Source organism: Achromobacter sp. GW823-FHT04E03, assembly GCF_058796095.1.
In genome coordinates, this window is sequence record NZ_JBXAIJ010000003.1 from 1,107,361 (window position 1) to 1,122,502 (window position 15,142).

The 15,142-nt window shown below is 66.2% G+C and carries 12 protein-coding genes and 1 tRNA gene; 4 read left to right on the forward strand and 9 right to left on the reverse strand.

The annotated features are described in order from the left end of the window. Positions 1–74: 74 nt before the first annotated feature. The 5 genes from AC1RHV_RS24730 to AC1RHV_RS24750 form a co-directional block, all read right to left on the reverse strand. Positions 75–2,507: a TonB-dependent siderophore receptor gene (locus tag AC1RHV_RS24730; RefSeq protein WP_492302193.1), complete on the reverse strand. Its 2,433-nt coding sequence runs from the start codon at positions 2,505–2,507 to the stop codon at positions 75–77. 87 nt (positions 2,508–2,594) lie between these two features. Then, positions 2,595–3,563, reverse strand: a complete 969-nt coding sequence (locus AC1RHV_RS24735) for a FecR family protein (protein ID WP_492302194.1) — start codon at positions 3,561–3,563, stop codon at positions 2,595–2,597. Further along, complete coding sequence (locus AC1RHV_RS24740) at positions 3,560–4,075, reverse strand: sigma-70 family RNA polymerase sigma factor (protein WP_054457552.1); 516 nt, start codon at positions 4,073–4,075, stop codon at positions 3,560–3,562. The genes AC1RHV_RS24735 and AC1RHV_RS24740 overlap by 4 nt, the downstream gene beginning before the upstream one ends. 196 nt (positions 4,076–4,271) lie before the next feature. Beyond that, positions 4,272–4,347 (reverse strand) — tRNA-Lys (locus AC1RHV_RS24745). Between the two features lie 151 nt (positions 4,348–4,498). Then, positions 4,499–5,245 carry an SDR family oxidoreductase gene (locus AC1RHV_RS24750; protein WP_492302195.1) on the reverse strand — a complete coding sequence of 249 codons (747 nt, stop codon included), beginning with the start codon at positions 5,243–5,245 and terminating at the stop codon, positions 4,499–4,501. 115 nt (positions 5,246–5,360) lie between these two features. Between AC1RHV_RS24750 and AC1RHV_RS24755 the strand changes: the two genes are divergently transcribed. Beyond that, positions 5,361–5,978 (forward strand): TetR/AcrR family transcriptional regulator, encoded by a 618-nt coding sequence (locus AC1RHV_RS24755; protein WP_492302196.1) that lies wholly within the window; start codon positions 5,361–5,363, stop codon positions 5,976–5,978. 4 nt (positions 5,979–5,982) lie between these two features. After that, the gene (locus tag AC1RHV_RS24760) at positions 5,983–7,572 is read left to right on the forward strand and encodes a sensor domain-containing diguanylate cyclase (RefSeq protein WP_175213798.1); all 1,590 of its coding nucleotides are present in this window, start codon (positions 5,983–5,985) and stop codon (positions 7,570–7,572) included. 3 nt (positions 7,573–7,575) lie between these two features. On the opposite strand, the gene AC1RHV_RS24765 is transcribed toward AC1RHV_RS24760, so the two are convergent. Continuing rightward, positions 7,576–9,663, reverse strand: coding sequence for an AsmA family protein (locus AC1RHV_RS24765; RefSeq protein ID WP_492302197.1), 2,088 nt, complete (start codon positions 9,661–9,663; stop codon positions 7,576–7,578). 346 nt (positions 9,664–10,009) lie between these two features. Between AC1RHV_RS24765 and AC1RHV_RS24770 the strand changes: the two genes are divergently transcribed. Next, the gene (locus AC1RHV_RS24770; protein WP_192353537.1) at positions 10,010–11,932 is read left to right on the forward strand and encodes an LTA synthase family protein; all 1,923 of its coding nucleotides are present in this window, start codon (positions 10,010–10,012) and stop codon (positions 11,930–11,932) included. Positions 11,933–11,951: 19 nt separating this feature from the next. Here AC1RHV_RS24770 and AC1RHV_RS24775 read toward each other — a convergent pair whose 3' ends face one another. Next, positions 11,952–12,557 carry a DNA-3-methyladenine glycosylase I gene (locus AC1RHV_RS24775; protein WP_119451423.1) on the reverse strand — a complete coding sequence of 202 codons (606 nt, stop codon included), beginning with the start codon at positions 12,555–12,557 and terminating at the stop codon, positions 11,952–11,954. A 239-nt stretch (positions 12,558–12,796) separates the two neighbouring features. Here AC1RHV_RS24775 and AC1RHV_RS24780 point away from each other — a divergent pair, with 239 nt between their 5' ends. After that, positions 12,797–13,258, forward strand: a complete 462-nt coding sequence (locus tag AC1RHV_RS24780) for a YkgJ family cysteine cluster protein (protein ID WP_059373686.1) — start codon at positions 12,797–12,799, stop codon at positions 13,256–13,258. Between the two features lie 8 nt (positions 13,259–13,266). On the opposite strand, the gene AC1RHV_RS24785 is transcribed toward AC1RHV_RS24780, so the two are convergent. Next, complete coding sequence (locus AC1RHV_RS24785) at positions 13,267–14,130, reverse strand: alpha/beta hydrolase (RefSeq protein WP_119451422.1); 864 nt, start codon at positions 14,128–14,130, stop codon at positions 13,267–13,269. Positions 14,131–14,318: 188 nt separating this feature from the next. Next, a complete protein-coding gene (locus AC1RHV_RS24790) occupies positions 14,319–15,101 on the reverse strand; it encodes a helix-turn-helix transcriptional regulator (protein ID WP_119451421.1) in 783 nt (260 codons plus the stop codon). Between the last annotated feature and the right edge of the window lie 41 nt (positions 15,102–15,142).

Sequence of the window (15,142 nt, forward strand, 5' to 3'; positions counted from 1 at the left end):
CCCACTATAAAGAGCAACGCAGCCGCTGTGGTTCAACCTGCGTTTACCCAGAATTAAGCCTGAACTTAATCGCGCTACCAGCGGTACGCCACCCGCGCCATGATGGTCCGCTCCAGACCGTAATAGCAGTTTGTCACGCTGTCGCACGCCGCCACATAGCGCTTGTCGAACAGGTTGCTGGCGTTCAGCGAGAACTGGTAGCTCCCCATGTCGTAGCGCAGCGCCGCGTCCACCAGCGTGTAGGCAGGCACATGCACCGCATCCGGAATGTCATTGGTCGACCCCATGTAGCGCACGCCCGCGCCGAACCACAGGCCGGCCAGCGGCCCCGTCGCCGACAGGCGGTAATCGGCCCACAGCGACGCCATGTGATCGGGAATGTAGGGCGGACGCTTGCCCAGGTTGACCGCCGTCCGCGCCGCCTTGGTCACCTTGACGTCGTTGTAGGTGTAGGACGCCAGCAGGTTCAACTGCGGCGTGACTTCCCAGGTGCCTTCCAGCTCGATGCCGCGCGAACGGATTTCGCCGGTCTGCACGCTGAAGCCGGGATGGGCCAGGTCCGCGGTCGACACATTGGTCTGCCGCAGGTCGAAGAGCGAGACCTGCGCGAAGCTGCGGGCGCCCGCCGGCTGATACTTCAGGCCGATCTCATACTGCTTGCCGCGCGTGGGCTCGAATGGCGTACCGCCGTAGCCCGCGCCCGCCACCGGCTCGAAAGACTCGGTGTACGACGCGTAAGGCGCCAGGCCGTTGTCGGCCAGGTAAACCAGCCCGACCTTGCCGCTGAATTGTTCGTCGTTGCTGCGGGTCGTGGTTTCCACGCCGGTGCGCAGGATCGTCTCGCCCGTGGTGGAACGCGCCCAATCGTAGCGGCCGGCCAGTTGCAGCACCCATTTGTCGTAGAACTTGATCTGGTCCTGCGCATACAGGCCGAACTGCCGGCGCACCTGATTGGTATCGTTGGACGCCTGCGGTGTCGCGCCGGGGAACGGCCGCCCATACACCGGGTCCCACACATTGATCGGATCCACCGCGGCCGTACGCAAGCCGTAGAGCCGGTCAAAGCGCGATTCCTGATAATCCGCGCCCAGCAGCAGCGTGTGCGCCACCGGCCCATGCGCAAGATTGAACTGCGCCTGGTTGTCCAGCGTGAACAGGTGGAAGCCCTCTTTGCTGACCAGCGAAATGCGGCGCAGGTCGGTGTAGGGTTCACGCGTCTGCACCCAGCCTCCGTTCGCCCCCAGGCTGCGGTAATCGACGTCCAGCGTGGAATAGCGCAGGTTCTGGCGCAGCGTCAGCTGGTCGTTGACCCGATGCTCGGCCAGGTAGCCGATCTGCGCCTTGCGCCGATCGGTCTGGTCGAAGGTCGGGTCACCCGTGAAAAAGTCCACCGGAATATGGCCGTTGGCGACCGGCCAGAGCGTGCCCGCAGCGGGCAGGAAGTTGGCCGTATTGCCCGTGCGATCGTGCTGGTACTGCGCGAGCAGCGTGATCGAGGTCGCCGCGCTGGGCTTCCAGGTCAGCGACGGCGCCACTAGGACGCGGTCGTCATCGACGTGGTTGGTCTGCGTGCCGCCCTCGCGCCCCACCGCCGTCAGGCGATAGAGCCACTGGCCCGCATCGTCCAGGGGACCGGTGAAGTCGCCGGAGAGCTGCTTGCGGTCGAAGCTGCCGTACTGCACCGCCAGTTCGCCGCTGCGCGTATCCAGCGGACGCTTGCTGACCTGGTTGACCAGTCCGCCCGGCACGGTCTGCCCGTACAGCACGGACGAAGGGCCGCGCAGGACTTCCAGACGTTCCAGCGTGTAGGGGTCGACCTCCCAGCCGCCGTAGCCGCCCGAGTAGGCCAGCTTCAGGCCGTCCAGATACTGGCCGTTGTTGGCGACGTTGAAGCCGCGCACATAGTAGGTGCCGCGGCGCGTGTCGTAGATGGGCTCGGTGCGCACCCCTGCGCTATAGCGCAAGGCCTCGTCCACGCGGCTGACGCCCTGCGCCGCCATCTGCGCCTGGGTGATGACGCTGATCGACTGCGGTGTCTCGATCAGCGGCGTGTCGGTCTTGGTGGCGGTCGCGCTGTTACGCGCGACATAGCCGTCGACCGGCCCCCAGGCCTGCTCGCCGCTGCCGTGCACCGTGATCGGCTCCAGCGTGCTGGCGGCAGCGCCGGACGCGCGCCGGATCGTATAGCCTGCCTCGCCGCGCGCAATCGCCTCCAGCCCGGTGCCTGCCAACAAGCCGGCGAACGCCTCCCTGGGCGCCACCGTGCCTGACAGGCCCGGGCTTTGCAGCCCGGCAGTCAACGCCGGATCGAACGACAGGATCAGGCCGGCCTGCTCGGCGTAGCGATTCAGCGCGGGAGCCAGAGGACCGGGCGGCACGTTGACCGTGCGGGCAACTGCCGCAACGGACGCAGTCGACGACTGCCCCCAGACGGGATGAACCGCGGCCAGCGCGGCCGCGGCGGACAGCGCGCGCAAGATGCGCACTGTGAACTTGGAATGACTCATGAGCGGACGACCCTCTCCAGATTGATGGCTACTCATGAGTCATGACGAAGCAAACCGCGACAGGGACAGCGGAATGCAGATTTTTTTTCAACGACGCTGCACCAGCACCAGCCAGGGCGTGTATCGGCTGACCGTGATGGGGAGGCTGGCCGCCAGCGATGCCAGGGCCTGATCGGGCGCTTCCAGCGGGAATACGCCCGACACGCGCAGGCCATCCAGTGAACCCGCGTCGTACTGCAGGCGCCCCTTGCGGTAGCGGCTCAGCTCCGCCAGCACATCGGCCAGTGGCTGGTTATCCACCACCAGGCTGTGCCGTGTCCAGGCTAGCGCCTGTTCTGCGTCTACTGGTTCAACCTCGCCGACTTGGCCCGCGCCCATGCGCACGCGCTGCCCCGCCGCCAGATCGGCGCACACCGGCGCGGGAGCCTGAGCGCAGGCCCGCACGCGGGATTCCTGCACGACCACATCCGTATGGCCGTCGCCGCGCCGCACCGCATAACGCGTGCCCAGCGCCTGCGCCGTGCCGTCCGGCGTCTGCACCACGAAGGGCCGTCCCGCGTCCTCGTGCGCCACGTCGACGAGGATCTCTCCTTGCCGCAAGGTGATCAGCCGTTGCCGGGCATCGAAGCGCACGTCGATCGCCGAATCGCTGTTCAAGGTAATGCGGCTGTGGTCGTCCAGTTCGATGACGCGCCACTCGCCGACTCCGCTGCGGTGATCGGCCAGCAGCCAGGCCGGCGGCGCCATGCGCCACAGGCCGGCCCCACACACCAGCAATGCCAGCGCGGCCGCTCCCAGTGCGCGGCGGCCGGTACGCGGCTTGCGGTCGGCCTGCTCCAGGATGCGGCGGGCTGCCGCAGGCGAATCGAAGGCCGCGGCCCGGTCGAAACTTCCCCAAAGATCCTCAAGCCGGCGATAGACCCGTTCGTGCTCGGGATCCGCGGCCCGCCACCGCAGACAGGCTTCGCGGTCGGCGTCGCTCGCGCACTCATCGCGCAAGGTGGCCATCCATTGGGCCGCGTTCGCCACGACGCAAGGGATAGCCTCTGCCTTCACGCCGCCTCCATCACCAAGTAGCAATGGGCAAGCGCGCGCGCGACATACTGCTTCACCATGCTGGAAGAGACGCCCAGTTCGACCGCGATCTCGCCGTAGTTCCATCCCTCCAGCCGATGCAGCAGAAAGGCGCTACGCGGCTTGGCGGGCAAGGCATCGAGCATGCGCGCCAGTTCCGCCAGGATCTCGACGGTTTCCAACAACTGTTCGGGAGCGGGCGATGTCTCGCCGCCATGCAGGATGGCCCAGCTTTCCAGGCAAACCGCCTCAAGCTTGCGCCGCCGTGCGTCGTCGATCACCAGCCGGGTGGCGGTCGTCGTGAGGTAGGCGCGCGGCGTCCTGATCGCCGCCAGATCGTCGCGGCCGATCAACCGCACAAAGGTGTCCTGCGCGAAATCAGCCGCGTCGCAGGACGAGCCCAGCTTGCGGCGCAGCCACCCGACCAGCCAGCCATGATGATCGCTGTACCAGGTCAACAAGGCCGCGTGGCGGGCGGTATCGGGAGCGGACATGGTGCGCGCGAGGAAATACTGGAATAAGAATGATTAGCAATCATATCAAAGTCCATGCCCCGCCATCGCGCTTTTTCCACCGCTGCGCGGATGCGTTTTCCCTACACCCGGCGATTCACGCAGCCTGCCCTGACATCAGCTTGACGCGGCAAAAACAAAAGGCCGTTGACGATGACGTCAACGGCCTTTGAAATTCTGGTGGGCTGTGAGTGGCTCGAACACTCGACCTACGGATTAAGAGTCCGCTGCTCTACCAACTGAGCTAACAGCCCTGCAACTTCACTCAGTCTCGTCCGCTTTGCTGCGCGTTGTTTAGTCCGCTGCCGCTGCGTTTCGTTATGTGTGTAGTGCGAAGAAGAAAGATTATATGCAGCTTTTTGGGTTTGTGCAAGTCAGGTGGAAAAAACTTTTTCCAGACCGGCCTCAAGCCGCAAATCCGCCGTCCACCGCCAGGCTCGCACCCGTGACGTAGCGCCCTTCCGGCCCGGCCAGGAACGCCACCATGCCGGCGATGTCACGCGCTTCACCGTAGTGCGGCAAGGACAGCACCGCCACCAGGTCCGCCGCATGCGCGCCGTCGGCGGGATTCATGTCGGTGTCGATCGGGCCGGGGTGCACTACGTTGGCGGTGATGCCACGTGCGCCCAGGTCGCGCGCCAGGCCCTGGGTCAGGCCGACCAGCGCGGACTTGCTGGCGGCATACAGCGCGACACCGGCGCGGCCCGCGCGGCCTGCCAGGCAGCTGCCGATGTTGATGATGCGTCCGCCGTCCGGCATGGACGCCTGTGCCGCCTGGATGGCGACGAAGGGCGCGCGCACGTTGACGTCCATGGTGCGTTCGTAGTCGTCGAGGCTGGTCTCGCCTATCGCGCCGGTCAGGAAGATGCCGGCGTTGTTGACCAGCACGTCGATGGGGCCCAGCTCGGCGATGGCCCGGTCGACCGCGCCGCGGACTGCGGACGCGTCTGCCGCATCTGCCTGGATGGCGAGCGCGCGGCGCCCGTCCACCGACAGTTCACGCGCCAGCGCCTGCGCACCGGCGGCCGAGGAGGCGCTCACGTAAGTGAACGCCACGTCGGCGCCATCGGCTGCAAGGCGGCGCACGATGGCGGCCCCGATACCCCGGCTGCCGCCGGTGACGAAGACAATTTTTCCAGTCAGATTCGGCATTGCGATATCCATATTTGTAGTGATCAGTACAAATATATTCGCCGAGCCCTCCATCGCCCGTCAACTATTTTTTTATCAATCACCACAAAAATCCCTGCCGGGTAAAATCACGCCTATGGCAGAACGTGGGCGCCCCAGGAACTTCGACCGTGCCCAGGCCTTGCGCAAGGCCATGGACGTCTTCTGGTCGAAGGGATATGACGGAGCATCGCTGACCGACCTCACGGCGGCGATGGGCATCAATTCGCCCAGCCTCTATGGCGCATTCGGCTCAAAGGAAGGACTATTCCGCGAAGCGGTGGAGCTCTACCGCGAGACCGAGGGTGGCTCGGCCCGGCGTGCGCTGCAAGAAGCGCCCACGGCGCGCGAAGCCATCCAGTCCATGCTGCTGGCGTCCGCCGAACGCTTCACCGCTCCCGGCACGCCCTCGGGCTGCATGATCGTGCTGAGCGCGCCGGCAGGCTGCGTAACTCAGGCCGGCGTGGGCGACTTCCTGGGCGACAACCGCCGCGACATGCAAAGCCGCATCCTGGCCCGCCTCAATGCCGGCGCCTCGCATGGCGAACTGCCGGCCGGCGCCGACCTCAAGAGCCTGGCCGCCTTCTACACCACCGTGCTGCACGGCATGTCGATCCAGGCGCGCGACGGCGCCAGCCGCAAGACCTTGCAAGCCGTGGCCAGACAGGCAATGAGAGCCTGGGACGCGCTGACCGAAAGCATACCCAACGGATAACGTCATGTTCCGGATCAATCTGCGGCATCTCATCCTGTGGATCAGCTTGCTGTCGGTTGTGCTCGCGCTGATGGGCAGCCTGCATGCCAGCTACCTGGTGCAGCGCGACCTTCTGCTGCGCACCGCGCTGGAACTCAATCAGGCCTACGCGTCCAAGCTGGCTTCCGTGACCGACGTGTTCCTGACCGACCTCAGAAACTATCTGTCGTATAGCGCGGAAATGCTGGCCGACATGGAAGTGCACCCCGAACACATGGTGGCCGAGACGCAGCGGCAGGAACGGCAACTCGGCCAATTCAACTCCACGTTTGTCGTGTCGCCGCAAGGCAAGGTACTGGCGGCATCGACATCGGACCGCGCGTTGCTGGGCCAGCAGCTGAACAGCGAGGCCGTCAGGCGCGCGCAGGCAACCTTGCTCCCCACGGTCAGCCCTCCGTTCATGGACCTCAAGAACCGCTGGCTGATCCTGTACACCCACCCTATTTTCTCGGCCGACCACCGCTATCTGGGGTTTCTCGGCGGCACTCTCTACCTGCATGAGCACAACATGCTGGATCACCTGCTGAGCCAGCACTTCTACCGCGGCGACTCCTCTCTTTACGTCATCGATCGCAACGGCACCCTGATCTATCACCCCGACCGCGGCCGGTTGGGACAAAGCGTCTCCAAATCCGACGCGTTCGCCCCCGCCTTGCGGGGCGAAACCGGTGAAATGCGCTTCACCGACGACGACGGCCACGCCTTGCTGACGGGCTATGCGCCAGTGCCCGGCATGGGCTGGAGCATCATCGCGCAACGCCACGTCGACGCCACGTTGCAGCCCCTGGGCGATCTGCTTCTGACCACGGCTCTCCATACCCTGCCCCTGCTGCTGCTTTCCGTGGCCTCCATCTGGCTGCTGTCGCGCTGGATCGCCCGGCCGCTAGGCGAACTGGCCGGCATCGCCAAGCACATGCAGAACGCGGATTCGGCGGATCGCATCCGCGACGTGCGCTCCTGGTACTTTGAAGCCGCGCAACTCAAGCGCGCGCTGCTGGCGGGCCTGTCCTCGATCCATCACAAGATCCGCGACCTGCGCCGTGAAACCACCACGGATACCTTGACGGGCCTCTTGAACCGGCGAGGAATGGACGAGGCGCTGGCGCTGCTGCAAGCCGAGAAGCAACCGGTGGCCGCCGTGGTCATCGACATTGACCACTTCAAGCACATCAATGACCGCTACGGCCACGCGGTGGGAGACCGCGCACTGCAGTCCCTGGCCAAGCTGATGGGCGAAGGTTCGCGCAGCGGCGACACCGTGGCGCGCGCCGGCGGCGAAGAATTCGTCATGCTGCTGCCCGGCGCCCCCCTGGAAGCCGCCATCGCGCTGGTCGAGCGGCTGCGCCAGCGCATTGCCACGGAGCCGGGCGCCGTCGCCACGCCCCTCACCATTTCGGCAGGCGTGGCGGCCTACCCCGCACATGGCGCGACGCTCGACGCCGTACTACAGCGCGCCGACCAGGCGCTCTACTACGCCAAGAACCATGGCCGCAACGCCGTCTGCGTCGCGGACGACGATGCCCAGGCCGGAGCGCGCCGGGCCTCGCCGGCCTGAGCCCTATTTGCCTTTGGGCTGAGCGGGCGGCGGGGCCTTGGGCGGCACGCGCATCTCCTTCAGCAAGGGGCCGCAGGCATTGTCGTCGGTGGTGCTGGGCGCAACCAGCGCCAACAGCCCGGCGGCCGGCGTCAGCAGTACGCCCAGGGCCACCATGCCCACGCCACGCGCCGCCAGCGGCAACACATGCACGCCCACGTCCGGCGATCCGAACGTACCCCGCACATACAAGGGAGAGCGCAGCGAGAAGATGCGGAAGCCCTTGCTGTCCGGGGTGATGTCCAGGTCCATCTTCTCGTTCTTGAAGTCAGCCGTGCCGGTAATGCTGATCAGCGCGTTCTCGGTGTCGAACACGAACACGCGCGGCGTCATGACGCCGTTCTTCATTTCCAGATCGGCCGCGCCGCAATTGATCTTCACCTCGTCGTCGCCGAACAGCTTGGAGACGACGTAGTTGCCCACGTTGAGCCCCGCGATCTCCATCAGGCTGCGGCTGATGACGCCATCGTTGACCAGCATTTTCACATCGCCCGTCGCCGTGCCCAGCAAGGCGGCCACCGAATTCCCCGCGCCGCTCACCGCCATGTCGCCATTCAGCTCGCCCAGCGTTTTCTGCATGGCGGCTGTGGCGGGAAACAGCTGCTTGAGCCGCAGGCGGCGCGCGCTGATGTCCACGCGCCCGGTCAGGGTCGAGCCGGAGCCGTCCAGCCGTATGGTGGAATTGATGTTGCCGCCGGCCATGCCGAAGCGCAGGGGGTCGAGCGTCAGCTTGCCGTCCTGCAGCACCAGGTGCACGGACAGGTCCGACAGCGGCAGCTTGCTGTCGTGCACGATGCGGCCGGCGTCCAGCGCAACGTCCGCATCCATGTCACGCCAGCGGTCCGTGCGGAATGCCTGCGTGGGCAGCACCTTGCCGCCCTTGGGCTTGGCCGGCGCGTCCTTGGCCTTGTCCGTTGCGGCGCCCGCCACCTTGCCCGACGGCACGCCGATCAGCGGCCCCAGGTCCTCCATGCGCAATTGTTTGGAGGAAAGCTTGCCGGTCAGCTTGGGCCGGGGCATACCCAGTGCGAAGCTGATGTCGCCATGCAGATCGCTGTTGCCTACCTTGCCGTTGAAATCCTTGTAGTCGAACACCGCCCCGCCGGGATTGCGCAGCTTGGCCACCAGATGGCCGTCAGTGGAATACGGCGGCGTGTCCGGCAGGGTGACACCCGTCAGCGGGTACAGCTGCGCCATGGACGCGCCCGACAGCTTCAAACGCAGATCCAGCGAGCCAAGATTGACCGGATCGGTCAAGGTCCCCGCGACTGACGCCCGGGTACCGCCGATGGTCACGTCCGCCTGCACAGGAAAAGGCTGGCTGGCGTCCTGCAGGGCAAGCATGCCGCCAACCTTGCCTTCACCCTTGGTGGCCAGGCCCTTGAACTTGCCGTCCAGCTTCCAGCCGAATACGTAGTCGCGCGGCGACGTCGCGGCGCCACCCTCCGGTGTCGCAAAGGCCGCCCCGGCTACGTCCGCGAACGGCACTGGCTTGCCCAGCGGATCCACCATCACGGTCAGGTCCGCCTTGAGGACTTCGTCCACCAGCGCCGCGCGGCCCTTGTCAAAGCCGATCTCGTTGATGTCCAGCACCCAGGGCGAAGGCTCGCCGGTTTCTGGCAACGTAAATTCCCAGTTGGCGCGGCCGTCGGCCAGGCGCTGCAAATCGGCGGCGGGTTCGGTCAGCTGGATGCGGCGGATGACCACGCGCTGGCGCAACAGCGGCAGGAGCGCCAGGCTGAACTCGCCGCGCTTGAGGGTTGCGAACTGGGGGGCCTTGGCCCAGGGCACATTGGCCACCGAGATATCGTTGGCAATCACATGCGGCCATGGCACCCAGGCCCGCCAGCTGCCTTCATCGGGCTCGCGAGTCCATTTGACGCTGAGATCGCCGTTGATGGCAAAGGGGCGTCCGATCGCGGCGCTGGCCCGTTCGTTGATGAAGGGCTTGGCGCGGTTCCAGTCGAAGGTGGCGATCACCGCCACCAAAATCGCCACGAGGAGCGCCGCTCCCCCTACAATCCCGATCGCTATTTTTCCTGAGCGCGTCATGGTTATTATCCTTGGCATTGCGGCCGGCGCACCGCTACCGGCCCTCGTTACCTTTAAGGGTATCGCGGCCCGCAGGGCCAGCCAGGCTTTCCGGCCCCATAATGTGTGCGGATTTTTCCTCGCCCGGCTCTCCAGGCGGTGGCGCCCGGCGCGTGCCAGCCGGGGTTTGCGCAGCATGGCGCGTGCCCAGCCCTGGGACGGTCGGTTACAAACCGAAATGGCTTCCTACGGCGAAATGTGACCCAGACGTCGGCGCCTACCGAATTTTCGACGCCGGTCACGCTCAAATGCCTGAACGACAGACCCCGGCCCCTCTGACCGGGCAGCAGAACAACCTGGAGGCCCGATGCGGCATTCGACCTTGATTTTCGTGGTAGCGGCATTTGCGCTGCTGACGCTCAGCCGCCTGGCGCTGGCCGCCTGGCAGTCCAAGCGCGTGCGCGATGCCGGGGGGCTCCTCCCCCTGCTGCTCGGCGGGCTGCGCATCGACGCGCACCAGATCGCCGTGCTGGCGGCGCTGCCGGCCGTGCTGTCGCCCTTGTTCGGACACATCCCGCTGGCCGCCACGCTGGCCGGCTACTGGTATTTGGTCGCCTTCATCCTGCTGGCCTTCCTGGAAGTGGCCACCCCGCCCTTCATCCTGGAATACGACTCCCGCCCCAACCGCCTGTTCGTCGAATACCTGAAGCATCCGCGCGAAGTCTCCGGCATGCTCTGGCGCGGCTACAAGGGCGCACTGGTGGGCGGTCTGGCCGTCGTGGGCCTCATTGGTTGGGGCGCCTACGGCCTGTTCGGCCACGCCCTGCCCGACGCGCAACTGAGCTGGTGGCAGATGCCGCTAGCCAGTCTGGCGATCCTGGCCATCGTCATCCTGGCCATCCGCGGCACGCTGGGCCACCGCCCGATCAACCCGTCCTCGGTCGCCTATAGCTCGGACGGCATGCTCAACACGCTGGCGTTGAACTCGCTCTATAACGTGTTCTATGCCGTCTACAGCATGAAGAACGAAAAGTCCGCCTCCGCCGTGTACGGCGGCATGGACGACGACAAGATGCACGCGAGGGTGCTGGCCCAGGCCGGCCTGCCCAACCCGCCCGCCAACCCCGACTACCCCAGCCTGCACCGCCAGGTGGCCACCCGCAAAACGGCGCGGCCGCTGAACCTGGTGATCATCCTGGAAGAAAGCCTGGGCGCGCAGTATTGCGCCGGCCTGGGCGGAGCCGACCTGACGCCGGAACTGGACGCCCTGGCACGCGAAGCCTGGACCTTCACCCGCGCCTATGCCACCGGCACCCGCTCGGTGCGCGGGCTGGAAGCGGTGGTCACGGGCTTTCTGCCCACTCCGGCGCAGGCGGTGCTGAAGCTGCCGCGCTCGCAGCGCGGCTTCTTCTCGCTGGCCGACCTGCTCGGACGCCATGGCTACCATTCGCGCTTCATCTACGGCGGCGAATCGCACTTCGACAACATGAAGGGCTTCTTCCTGGGCAACGGTTTCAAGCAGATCGTGGACCGGCCCGATTTCGTGGACCCGGCCTTCGTCGGCACCTGGGGCGCGTCGGACGAAGACATGTTCAACCAGCTGGACCGGCTGCTGCGCGAAGACGGCGACCAGCCCACCTTCACGCTGGCCTTCAGCGTGTCCAACCATTCGCCCTGGGAGTACCCGGCAGGCCGCATCCAGACCGACGGCAACCCGGCCACCGTGGAAAACACCGTGCGCTACGCCGACTGGGCGCTGGGCCGCTTCTTTGAACGCGCCAAAGCCTCGCCGTACTGGGAAAACACCGTGTTCCTGATAGCGGCGGACCACGATTCCCGCGTCTTCGGCGCCAGCCTGGTGCCCGTGCGCCACTTCCATATTCCGGCCGTGATCCTGGGCGCCGGCATCGAGCCGCGCCGCGACGACCGCCTGATCAGCCAGATCGACCTGGCGCCGACCCTGCTGTCGCTGATAGGCGTGGACACCGAGCACCCGATGATCGGCCACGACCTTACCCGCAGCACGCCAGGCCGGGCGATCATGCAGTACGACAACACCTACGGCTATCTGAAGGAAGACGATCTGCTAGTGATGGCGCCCAACAAGACGCCGCTGCAATATCGCTACACGGCGCCCGAGGAATACGCACCCGTGCCGCTGGATCCCGAGTTGGCGGCCGAGGCGCTGGCGCATGCGCTGTGGCCCAGCTGGGCCTATCGCGAAGGCCGCTACAGCCTGCCGGAACAGGCTGGCGCATCCTCCGCCTCCGGCGACAAGCCGGCCCTGTGAGTTCCCTGCCCCGCGGCCGCTACGCCGGCCGCTTGAACGCTTTGCGGGCTTTCTCGCTGGCGGCGTGGCAATGGCAATCGGGGCTGTGGTCATTCACCATGCCCACCGACTGCATGAAAGCGTAGACGGTGGTGGGCCCGACAAATTTCCAGCCCAGTTTCTTCAGCGCCTTGGACAAGGCCTCGGATTGCGCCGAGGTCGAGGCGCCGCGGGTCGACGGCGCCCCCTTCGGGGCTTCGAAGCGCCACAGGTAGGCGCCCAGCGAGCCTTCGCGCTCGATCATTTCCAGCGCACGGGCGGCATTGTTGATGACGGCTTCGATCTTGCCGCGATGGCGCACGATGCCGGCGTCGTCCAGCAGCCTCAACACCTCTTTTTCGCCGAAGCGCGCCACCTTGGCGGGCTCGAAGTTGGCGAAGCCGCGGCGGAAGGCGTCGCGCTTGGACAGGATGGTGCGCCAGCTCAAACCCGACTGGAATCCTTCCAGGCAAAGCTGCTCGAACAGCGCCCGGTCGTCGCCCTCGGGGTAGCCCCATTCAGTGTCGTGGTAGGCCATGTACTCGGCGGACGTGTCCACCCAGCCGCAACGGATCAGACCGTCGGGGGATTCGATGTTGGCGTTCAAGGCAGGCTCCTGGGCGCTATCGGGGCTACCGATGCTACCGCAGCAACGTCCCCGATAAAAGTCCGCCCATGCGCAAAAAAAGCATGGCGGCCGCCGATCATATCCCGCTACTATTTGCAGCCCTGATCCCGCGCCGGCCCTGTCCGCGCGCATCCCGGCGCTGCACGGGGGGTCTGCATCATGCAGCCCGTTTTGCGAGCCAGCCGGGGCCTGGACAGGTTTTCAGCCTTCCGCGCGCCATGTCCCTGCTAGAGTCCTCTCTCATTTCCTTCGTCTCTCCCGCCGTCCTGGCAGGCGACGACCCGGCCGCCAACCCCTGTCTGGACTGCGGGGCGTGCTGTGCGCATTTCAGGGTGTCGTTTTATTGCGGCGAACTGGCAGGCGAGAACGGCGGCCATGTGCCGGTGGAACTGGTCACCCAGATGAGCCCGCTGCGCGCGTGCATGAAGGGCACGGAAACCGGCGGCGGCCGCTGCATCTCGCTGCGCGGCGAACTCGGCCAGCCCGGCATCCATTGCGCCATCTACGAAAACCGCCCCACGCCGTGCCGGGAATTCGACATCTGGATGCCGGACGGCTCGCCCAATCCGGATTGCCAGCGCCTGCGCCTGGCGCTGGGATTGGCCCCGGTGCCGCCCCGGCCGGACGCCGAGAACGACCCGCAAGGCCCGCTGCACCCCAACCAGCCCGCCGCGGCCTGAGTCGGGTTTCAGCCGGCGCAGGAATGGCCGGCCTGCGCCAGCATCGCCTGCCTGGAGCAGACATCGGCCGCGGGGGCCCGAACCCGCTTGCGCATTCGGACGATGTCGGGGTCCTTGCCCAGGAAGCCCAGCACATTGCGCATCACGCGTTCGCGCTCCTGGTCCACGCAGATCATGTGATAGCTGTCCTCCAGCATCACCACCGTCGACTGGGATATGCGCCGCTCCAGGAAGCGGGCTGAGCGCGGACTGGTCAGCTCGTCCTCTTCCGCATGCATGATCAAAGTCGGGCAGCGCATGCGCTCCAGCCCGCGCCGCACCATGCCGCGCAACCGGTCCACCTGGCGCACGCAAGCCAGCGGCACCCACTGGTAATGGAAACCGTCGCCGCGCGCGAACCCCGCCTTGATGAAGGCGCGCACCAGTTCGCTCTTGACTCCATATGGATCTTCCTCGCGCACGCGAATCCGCCGCCGCAGGCCCGGCAGGCGATACACCAGGTAGCGCACGGCCCGGTACCAGGGCGTGCTCCATCCATCCAGGAACACCGGCGCGGACAGCGACACCAACGCGCCGCGCGTGTGCGATTCGCGCTTGCATAGCTCCACCGCCAGCAGCGCCCCCAGGCACATGCCGATGACATGCAGTACCTCGTATTGCGCACAAAGTTCGCGATAGCGCTGCGTGACCACCGCCATCCAGTCCTCGACCGTCACATCAAGCAGGTCTTCCGGACAACCGGCATGGCCGGGCAAGGTCACGCCGTGGGGTTCGACCCCGGCGCGCGCCAGCACCTTGTGCATGGCGCCCATGTCGAATTCTGTGCCGCCCAAGCCGTGGATAAGCAGCGCGCCGACGCGTTGCTGGCTCACGGCGCACTCCCGGACGGCGGCAACGCCAATAAAAACAAGTCATTCATGAAACACCCCTGAAGCATGGCGGGCAGGACGAAAAGGCCTGTCCGACCCTGGCGTCATACTAGGCAGGGGGTGTCCGGGAAGATCGGCAAAACTGTCGGAGAACCGTGAAAATCCGTAAAGCCCACGGCCGGGGGGCTGAACTACTCGCGTTCGGCCAGGTAGCGCGTAGGCGTCACGCCGAAGGCGGCGCGGAAGCTGCCGATGAAGGCGCTGGTGCTCTCGTAACCCACCGAGAGGCCGGCCTCGGTGACGGAGCCGCCGCGGCAAAGCAGCTCCAGGGCGCGCAACAAGCGCGCCTGCTGGCGCCATTGCCCCAGCGTAACGCCCGTTTCCTGGCGGAAACGGCGCATCAGCGTGCGCGAGGACATGCTCAGGCGCTGCGCCCACTCATCGATGCCAGCGGTGTCGTCGGGCCGGTCCAGCAGCGTATTGGCCAGATCCTGCAAACGCGGATCGACAGGCATGGGCAACAGCACGGGTTCATGCTCGCGCTGCTTGAGCTCTTCCAGCAGCACATCGAACAACTGTTCCTGGTAGGCGGGAGACAAGGTCGTGTTCGGCTGGACCGACGTGAAGCGGTCCATCAGGGCTTCGATCAGCCTGGACGCGGGCCAGGAGCGGCAGCGGTCCGGCAGGCGCCCGCAGGCGTCGCGGCGCACATACAGGAAGGACCCGCGCGCCTCGCCGAACCAGCGCGCGCCGTGCTGCACGCCGGGCGGAATCCAGCCCAAACTGCCCGGCATCACCGTCCAAACCTGGGCGCCCGCCTGCACCAGCACCAGCCCCTCGTGCACGAGCACCAGCATGCCCTCGTCATGGACATGAGAGGGTACGGCAATGCCTTTGGATTCACGCCGTCCCTGGACGCTGAACGGCGTCAGCAATACGTCCGGCAGGGGAGGCGCAACGGCCACGTGAAGCATGGTTGGCAGGTTTGAGCTACAGGTTGACGGTTTCCGGTGAG